This is a genomic window from Streptomyces sp. ADMS, assembly GCF_033441795.1.
Classification (GTDB): Bacteria; Actinomycetota; Actinomycetes; order Streptomycetales; family Streptomycetaceae; genus Streptomyces.
Genome location: NZ_JAVFVX010000586.1, coordinates 1 through 261, shown reverse-complemented (window position 1 = coordinate 261; position 261 = coordinate 1). Strand labels below are relative to the sequence as shown.

Genomic DNA, 261 nt, shown 5'->3' with positions numbered 1-261 from the left:
TCTTGATGTCGCCGGTCTCGTCCGCGATCAGCACCGCGTCGTCGGCGGCCAGGGCATCGACCGCGACGGCGCGGACCCGGTCGCGCAGTTCGCCCGCGTCCCACGCAGCCTTGGCCAAAAAGCCCTGCAGCCTGTCCGGATTGGGGTGGCCGGCCGCCTCCGCGAGCTGCCACAGATTCTTGCGCGGCACCTCGCTGAGCAGCCCGCGCACCATCGCCCGCAGGTTCTCCCGGGAGGCCGGACGCGCGAACACATCGTCCA

The 261-nt window shown here is 71.6% G+C and carries 1 protein-coding gene; it reads right to left on the bottom strand.

All coding sequences use genetic code 11. The features are described from left to right. Positions 1-261: transposase (locus RB628_RS42090; protein ID WP_318325851.1), on the bottom strand; the 261-nt coding region annotated here is incomplete at both ends.